The 7,359-nt window shown below is 66.7% G+C and carries 5 protein-coding genes; 2 read left to right on the top strand and 3 right to left on the bottom strand.

Translation table 11 applies throughout. The features are described from left to right. Nucleotides 1-1,871: ATP-binding protein (locus AAF184_23840; protein ID MEO0425388.1), on the bottom strand; the 1,871-nt coding region annotated here is incomplete at its 3' end. A 292-nt stretch (nucleotides 1,872-2,163) separates the two neighbouring features. Between AAF184_23840 and AAF184_23835 the strand changes: the two genes are divergently transcribed. Beyond that, nucleotides 2,164-2,607 carry a hypothetical protein gene (locus AAF184_23835; protein MEO0425387.1) on the top strand — a complete coding sequence of 148 codons (444 nt, stop codon included), beginning with the start codon at nucleotides 2,164-2,166 and terminating at the stop codon, nucleotides 2,605-2,607. A 55-nt stretch (nucleotides 2,608-2,662) separates the two neighbouring features. On the opposite strand, the gene AAF184_23830 is transcribed toward AAF184_23835, so the two are convergent. Together AAF184_23830 and nhaC are read right to left on the bottom strand one after the other, a co-directional pair. Further along, nucleotides 2,663-3,550, bottom strand: a complete 888-nt coding sequence (locus AAF184_23830) for a M23 family metallopeptidase (GenBank protein MEO0425386.1) — start codon at nucleotides 3,548-3,550, stop codon at nucleotides 2,663-2,665. Next, the gene (gene nhaC, locus AAF184_23825; GenBank protein MEO0425385.1) at nucleotides 3,550-5,073 is read right to left on the bottom strand and encodes a Na+/H+ antiporter NhaC; all 1,524 of its coding nucleotides are present in this window, start codon (nucleotides 5,071-5,073) and stop codon (nucleotides 3,550-3,552) included. Before nhaC ends, AAF184_23830 begins: the two co-directional genes overlap by 1 nt. Nucleotides 5,074-5,220: 147 nt before the next feature. On the opposite strand from nhaC, the gene AAF184_23820 reads away from it, so the two are divergent. After that, nucleotides 5,221-7,359: zinc-dependent metalloprotease (locus AAF184_23820; protein ID MEO0425384.1), on the top strand; the 2,139-nt coding region annotated here is incomplete at its 3' end.

The raw sequence follows: 7,359 nt of genomic DNA, 5'->3' as shown, positions 1-7,359 counted from the left end.
GGTGCTAGCTCGCGGTACTCACCGTCAGCCAACGCTGCCTCGACGGCGTCCACCAGCTCCTGGCGAGAAAACGGCTTGGGAATGCTGATGGCGCCCTCGGGAATCTTGGAGTGCCCCTGCAGCAGGGGCGCGGCGTAGCCCGACATGTAGATAGCCCGCACGTTCGGGTGACGCTCTCGCACCGCCTCGCTGAGGGCATCTCCTGACATGCTCGGCATCACGACATCGCTGAGCAGCAAGGTGGGCGGCGCGGTGCCACCATCCAGTCGCTGCAGCACCTCGCGCGGATCACCGAAGCTCTCCACCGTGTGGCCGTGGCCGCGCAGGATGCCCTCGACCAGCAGCCGCAGCATGGGCCGATCTTCCACCACCCACACCGTGGCGAGGCGTGGCGCCGATGTTCCGGCGCTCTGCGCCTGTCGCGTGGGCGCCTGCGGGTCCTTCCGAGGCAGCGAGACGACGAAGGTCGACCCTTCGCCAAGCGCCGAGCGCGCGGTCACCTCGCCGCTGTGTCGTTCCACCACGGTGCGAACGCTGGCCAGGCCCAGGCCGGCGCCCGTCTCGCGTGTGGTGAACAGCGGTTCGAAGATCCGCGCGAGCGTGTCCGGCGCCATGCCGGTGCCGTCATCTTCCACCTGAATCCGCACGCCCTCGCGGTCGCCGACGACGCTCACCTGAATCCGTCCGCCGGGCCGCACGGCCTGCGTCGCGTTCATGACGAGATTGCACAGCACTTGCTGCATGCGACGCGGATCGATGTCGGCCCAGATCTCGCTCGCCGGCGGCTCGATGGCGAAGTGGATGTTCTCAGGCACGATCGAGCGCAGCAGCGGCTCCGTGTCTGCCAGGAAGTGACCGAGCTCAGATCGGGCGAGCGCGAGTGGCGAGGCCCGCACGAAGTCCAACAGGCGGTAGGCGATGTCGCTCGCATACTCAGCGGCTTGCAGCATGGCCTCGCAATTGGATTTCGTGGCCTCGCTCTGGGCACGGTCAGCCAGCAGGCTCGCCTGACAGGTAATCACGGTTAACGCATTGTTCAGGTCGTGGGCGACGGCCGCGGCCAGCTGTCCTGCGGCGCCAGCCTGCGAGACGTGTTTGAGTTGCTCGTGCAGCGCGTTGGCCTCTTCCTCCAGGGCGATCAGGCGTGTGCGGTCGACGGTCACGCCCACGATGAGCGCGGGCCGACCGTCCTCCGTGCGCGCAACCACTTCCCCGCGATCGAGGATGTGCCTGACGCTGTCGTCCTCATGGGTCGCCCGAAAGGTCGCGGCGTACTCGCCCTCGGTGTAGGCGCGCGCGAAGGCCTCGCTCAGGGCCTGTTGGTCCTCCGGGTGTACGTGATCCTGGATCCAGGTGAGGTTGACCGTGCCGGGGGTCATGCCGATCAGCTCGTAGGAGCGCGGCGACCACCACAAATCCTGTGCGACCGCGTCGTAGCTCCACAGGCCGAAGCCATGACGCTCCAACACGCGTCGGTAGGCCGCTTCGATCGCGCTGGGTTCGACGGCCGGGTGGGCTTCGCGGAGGGTGACCAGGACGCCGCCGTCTGTGGCCCGCGCCGCGAACAGCTTCACGTGGGCGTCGTTGGGCCTGGCGATCTCAACGGCGTGCTCCTGCTTGGTCTTCAGCTGCTCGCGAACCGTCTGCAGGGCGGTGACCAACTCAGCGCCGAGGGCGTGCTCGGTCCAGGCGTTCGGATCGTCGGAGAGGCCGTAGAAGCTCCGGGCGCGTGCGTTGACGTAGGTGATACGCCCCGCGGCGTTCAGCATCAGGGCGCCGGCATCGAGGCAATCCAGTGCGTTCTCGAAGGGACAGCTGTGCTTGCCTGCGCCGCGGCGCGCGGCGCGGCCTGGCGGCTGTGTCACGAGCATGCTGGGGTACCTAGCGAGCGTGAATGCATGCTGAGGTGAGTAACACGGCGGGTCGCTCCCCTCAAGGCCAACTGTTGTCCATGTTGCTGCAGCCTATTCCCTGGGGTCTCCGGGTTATTTGTGCGCTATCTTTCTGGCGCGTCGATGGAAGCAGGCTGGCGGTGGGCACTTTGGCCATCGATGCGGCCGCTCAATCGCGTCTTTACGTTTACTTGCGCAGGCGGCGCATTCCTCAACACGGGCGCTCCTAGACTCACCGGAAATCCACCACAGGTTGGTCAAGGAGTTCCCGATGTCCCTAGCAACCCACTGCCCCCGTACGCCCCGAAGCTTTCAGCCCGATCCCGTCAAGAGCCTGTCTGGGCTGTTCGTTCTCGGCCTCGTGACCTTGGCGCTTGTGGCGCCCAACTTCGCGCATGCGCAAGCATTCGACGATGGTACTGCCCCCGGTTGGCCGATCCTTGCCGGACTCACCGACAGTGATGTTCGTCCATGCGACGCCAGCACGCCTTCAGCCCTCGATAGCGCCGATCCTCGCGTCACCTTTGATTCCCGGGTCGTGCACCTGGGAAGCCTGCAGAGTGACGCTCCGAACGCCCTGGATCCGAGCGCGTTTCTCGTCCGCGTAACGGCAGACGGGCGCCAAGTCACGGCGCTCTGTGAAGGGATGCGCTTTCTCGAGGTGACGTCCGCCGCTACAGCAGCCACTGTCGTGGACGCTGATGTAGGGGAGTAGCTGGGAATCGTGCCGCTCCATGGACGAGCGTGTACTCAACGACCACCCTAGGCGATCAGTCCGTGCAGCGTCCGCGCGGTGGCACCACCGTCGTCGCATCCAACAGGCGATCGCGCCACTTCAAGGACCAGTGCAGATGCGGCCCCGTCACTCGCCCGCTCATGCCCACCTTGCCGATGGGGTCGCCCTGGCGCACGCGCGTACCGGGCGCTACATCCACGGAGGACAGATGCATGAGGGCGCTCTCGAGGGACTGCCCGTGGTCGATCAGCACCAGGCCGCCCTCGAAGAACATGCCGGGCGAGGCCAGGCGCACGATGCCATCGGCCGGGGCACCCACCACCGTACCGATGTAATTCATTGGGTTCATGCCGTCCGGCGCGGCCACGTCGACGCCGGAGTGCGGCCGTCGCGGGTTGCCGTTGATGATGCGGCGGGAGCCGAAGGGGCTGGAGACGCAACCGGCGACGGGCCACTCGAAGCGAGTCACCCACATCGCCTCCTCACTGCGCTCGGCGCGCGCGCGTTGTTTGACCTCCCGGTCCGCGGCGATCTTCTCGAGATCTTCGGGGAGGTAGGGGTTGGCCTTGCGCTCGGTGACCGTGATGGCGCTCTCGCGCCAGCCGTGGGGCGCGACGTCGAACACGATTGGCGGCGCAGCAGTGCCCGAGGGTGAGGTGAGGTGCAACTCGGCCCGCGGGCCGTGATCGCGGTCGAAGCCGATGACGAAGCGGCCGCCGTCGTCGAGGGTGACGTCGTAGCGGGCGGTCTCCTCGCCGGCCGCATCGAAGCTCAGCAGGCGCGCGGTGCTGCCGGGGTCCGTGCGGCCGAAGATCAGGCTGCCCTGGCGCGGATCGCCGTCGAGCACCAGGGGATCCGCCAGGGTGCTCACGCTGAGGGCCACCAGCATCAGGCCGGCAGCCGGCGCTCGCCTGCTCCCCATCAGGCGGTGCTGACGGCCTGGGAGCCGGCGTCCGCCTCGTGGTCTGCCGCGGCGCCTTCGCGTTCAGATGGGTCGATCTTGGTGATCGTGAAGCCCGTGTAGCCGTAGATGGCCGAGACGAAGGGGCAGATCAGGTTGAAGAAGGTGAAGGGCAGATAGGCGAGGGTGGCCACGCCGAGCGTGCCCGCCATGTAGGCGCCGCAGGTGTTCCAGGGCACGAGGGCGGAGGTGAGCGTGCCCGAGTCTTCCACGGCGCGGGAGAGGTTCTTCGGATCCAGGCCCCGGCGTTCGAACTCAGCGCGGTACATCTTGCCCGGCAGCACCATGGCCATGTACTGGTCAGCGGCCAGCACGTTGATACCGATGCACGTGCCGAGCACGGCGGTGATCAGTGCCCCGGTCGATTTGGCAGCGGCCAGGGCAGATCGCACCAGGCGCTCCAGCATGCCGCCGCGCTCCAGCACGGAGCCGAAGGTGAGCGCCGTGATGATCAGCCAGATCGTGTTCAGCATGCTGCCCATGCCGCCGCGCGAGAGCAGGGAATCGACCGTCTCGTTACCGGTGCTGGCCACGTAGCCACTCGAGAGGGAGACCCATACGCCCTTGAGGTAAGCCATCCCGGTGGAAATCCCCTCCGCATCCGCCCGCGCCAGCACCAGCTGCGGCTGCAGGATCACGGCCATCACGCCGCCGAGGAGCGCACCTATCATGATCGTTGGGAAGGCGGGGAACTTGCGCAGGGCGAGGGTCAGCACCACCAGCAGCGGGATCAGGGTGAGGATGGAGAGATCGAAGGTATTGGCCAGCGCTTCGGTGGTGGCCTGGGCCTGGGAGTCGTTGAGGTCTGCGGATTGGCCGAGACCGATGATGGTGAACAACACCAGGGCGATCAACAACGAGGGGACGGTGGTCGCCGTCATGTGCCGGATGTGAGTGAAGATGTCGGTGCCGGCGACGGCAGGTGCCAGGTTGGTGGTATCGGACAGGGGCGACATCTTGTCGCCGAAGTAGGCGCCTGAGATGACCGCACCGGCCGTCATCGCCGGTGATAAGCCGAGGCCTGCGGCGACGCCGATCAAGCCCACGCCCACCGTGCCGGCGGTGGTCCAGGAGCTGCCGATGGCGAGCGCCGTCACCGCGCAGATCAGGCAGCTTGCCGCGAAGAATACCGACGGGTTCAGCAGCTTCAGGCCGTAGTAGATCATCGACGGCACGGTGCCGGAGAGCATCCAGGTGCCGATCAAAGCGCCCACGGCGAGCAGGATCAGGATCGCCCCCATGGCGGTGGAGATGCCCTTGATCACCGCCGCTTCGATGTCCTTCCACGTGTGGCCGTGGCGCACGGCGATGATCACGCCGACGCCGCCCGCGAGGAGCAGGGCGATCTGGTTGGCGCCGTAGGAGGAGTCGGAGCCGAAGAGATACACGGAGGCGGAGAGTAAGGCGATCAGCACCAGCACGGGCGTCGCCGCCTCGAGCAGGGAGACGGGCGTGATGGTCGGGGCGGGGGCTTGGGCTTTCATCGCTGCATCGTAGCATCCGATCGCAAGAAGGGCCGCGTTGCGCCGCGGCGCTCGTGCGCTGAGGCGTTCGCTTCGATCCCGCCCCAACTTTCCGCGCGAAATCGCGTCTAATGGAATGTTCTACAACACAACACGGATGCGCCGACTATGCCTGCAACGTTCTCTCGGACCCTTCTCGCGGGGCTGCTCAGCCTGCTCCTATCGCTCAACGCCTTCGCGGCTGACGCCGACGGCGAGGACGGCGGGGGTGCGCCGGCGAAGGCCGAGCCCGCCGCCGAGGCCGCGACGGCGGCCGACGGCGAGAAGGCCGAGGAGAAGAAGGAGGAAAAGGCGAAGTCCATCGCCGAGATCACGGAGAAGTCCGAGCGACTGGACGGGCTGTTCACCCTGTTCCGTGATCCCAAGGCCGGCACCACGCGCATGCTCCTGCGCCCCGAGCAGCTCGACCAGGAGTACATCTACTGGGTGCAGGTGGCCAACGGCATCGTCGACGTGGGCCTGTTCAAGGGCGCCTACGGCTCCAGTGAGATACTCGAGTTCCGGCGCCAGTTCGACAGCATCGAGATCCATCGCAAGAACACCTCGTTCTACTTCGATCCCGCGAGCCCCCTGGCACGCGCCGCGGACGCCAACATCTCCGAAGCCATCGTCGCCGTGGTCAAGATCGCGGCCGAGGACGAGGAGACCGGCGAGATCCTCATCGATGCGGACAAGCTCTTCGCCACCGAAGCGCTGATGCAGGTGACCCCGACCCCGCAGCCGGGCCAGGACCCGAAGACGACCTTCAGCCTTGGCAAGCTCGACGCGGGCAGGTCGCGCATCCTCAACTTGCGCAGCTACCCGAAGAACACGGACGTGGAGGTGCGCTACGCCTTCCACAATCCAACGCCCCTGGTGGCCGGTACCCAGGCTGTCACCGATGCCCGCAACGTCGCTATCCGCGTCATGCACAGCTTCATCGCCATGCCCGACAGCGACTACAAGCCCCGCGCCGACGACGCGCGCGTCGGTTACTTCGGCGGTCAAGTCACGGATCTCACGTCGATGGACGCGGCGCCCTACCGCGATCTCATCGCGCGCTGGAACCTGGTGAAGGAAAAGCCCGGCGCGCCCATGAGCGAGCCGGTCACACCGATCACCTGGTGGATCGAGAACACCACGCCCACCGAGTACCGCGACCTCATCCGCGACGCGGCGCTGGCCTGGAACACGTCTTTCGAGAAGATCGGCTTCCGCAATGCCTTGGTGGTGAAGATCCAACCGGACGATGCCGATTGGGATGCGGGCGACATCCGCTACAACGTGCTGCGCTGGACGTCCTCGCCGAATCCGCCCTTCGGCGGCTACGGCCCGTCCTTCACCAATCCGCGCACGGGCGAGATCATCGGTGCCGATGTGATGCTCGAGTACTCCTTCATGTCTCGGCGCCTGCGCACCCGGCAACTGATCCAGGAGCCGACGGCCCTGGCCCCGGCCGAGACGTCGCCCGTCGGCAACCGCGGACACTTCTTCGCCAATCACTTCTGTTCGCTCCAGCATGGCCTGGAGGTGAACAACGTGTTCGCGAGCCTCGCGGCGCAGACCCTCTACGGCATGGACGATGAGATCGACCAGCAGCTCACCCGCGACACCATGCACTACCTGATCCTGCACGAGCTCGGCCACACCCTGGGTTTCAACCACAACATGAAGGCCACCCAGCTGCTCACCCCCGCCCAGGCCCGCGACAAGGACATGATGGCGATGGGCGTGGTGGCGGGATCCGTGATGGACTACCCGGCCGTGAACTTCGCGCCGACGCGCGAGGAGCAGACCCTGTTCTACTCGATTGCGCCGGGCCCCTACGACGACTGGATCATCGAGTACGGCTATTCCGAAGCGCTGGCGGACCCCGTCGCCGAGCGCGCCCGCCTGGAGAAGATCCTGGCCAAGTCCACGGACCCAACGCTCGCCTTCGGTAACGACGCCGACGACATGCGCGCCCCGGGCTTCGGTATCGATCCGCGCGTGAACATCTACGACATGACGTCCGATGCGCTGACCTTCGCTGCGGACCAGATCGACATCATGCAAAGCACGCTCAAGGCGCTGCCCTCGAAGCCGCCGGCCAACGGCAAGTCCTACCAGGAGACGGCAGCCGGGGTGACGGCGTTGCTCGCCGTGTGGCGCAACTCGGCCATGGTGGCCTCGCGTTACGTGGGCGGCGTGCAGGTGGATCGTGCGGTGGTGGGCCAGGACGGCGGTGGCGATCCGCTCACGCCGATCGCCGCAGACCGTCAGCGCGAG

It is taken from the genome of Pseudomonadota bacterium (assembly GCA_039815145.1).
Lineage (GTDB): Bacteria > Pseudomonadota > Gammaproteobacteria > Steroidobacterales > JBCBZW01 > JBCBZW01.
Note: the sequence above shows the minus strand (reverse complement) of the source record. Positions and strands in the feature narration are given on the sequence as shown.

Excerpts from the sequence above, each read along its gene's own strand:
- AAF184_23835 (MEO0425387.1), top strand. The coding sequence starts at position 2,164 with ATGTCCCTAGCAACCCACTGCCCCCGTACGCCCCGAAGCTTTCAGCCC.
- nhaC (MEO0425385.1), bottom strand. The coding sequence starts at position 5,073 with ATGAAAGCCCAAGCCCCCGCCCCGACCATCACGCCCGTCTCCCTGCTC.
- AAF184_23830 (MEO0425386.1), bottom strand. The coding sequence starts at position 3,550 with ATGGGGAGCAGGCGAGCGCCGGCTGCCGGCCTGATGCTGGTGGCCCTC.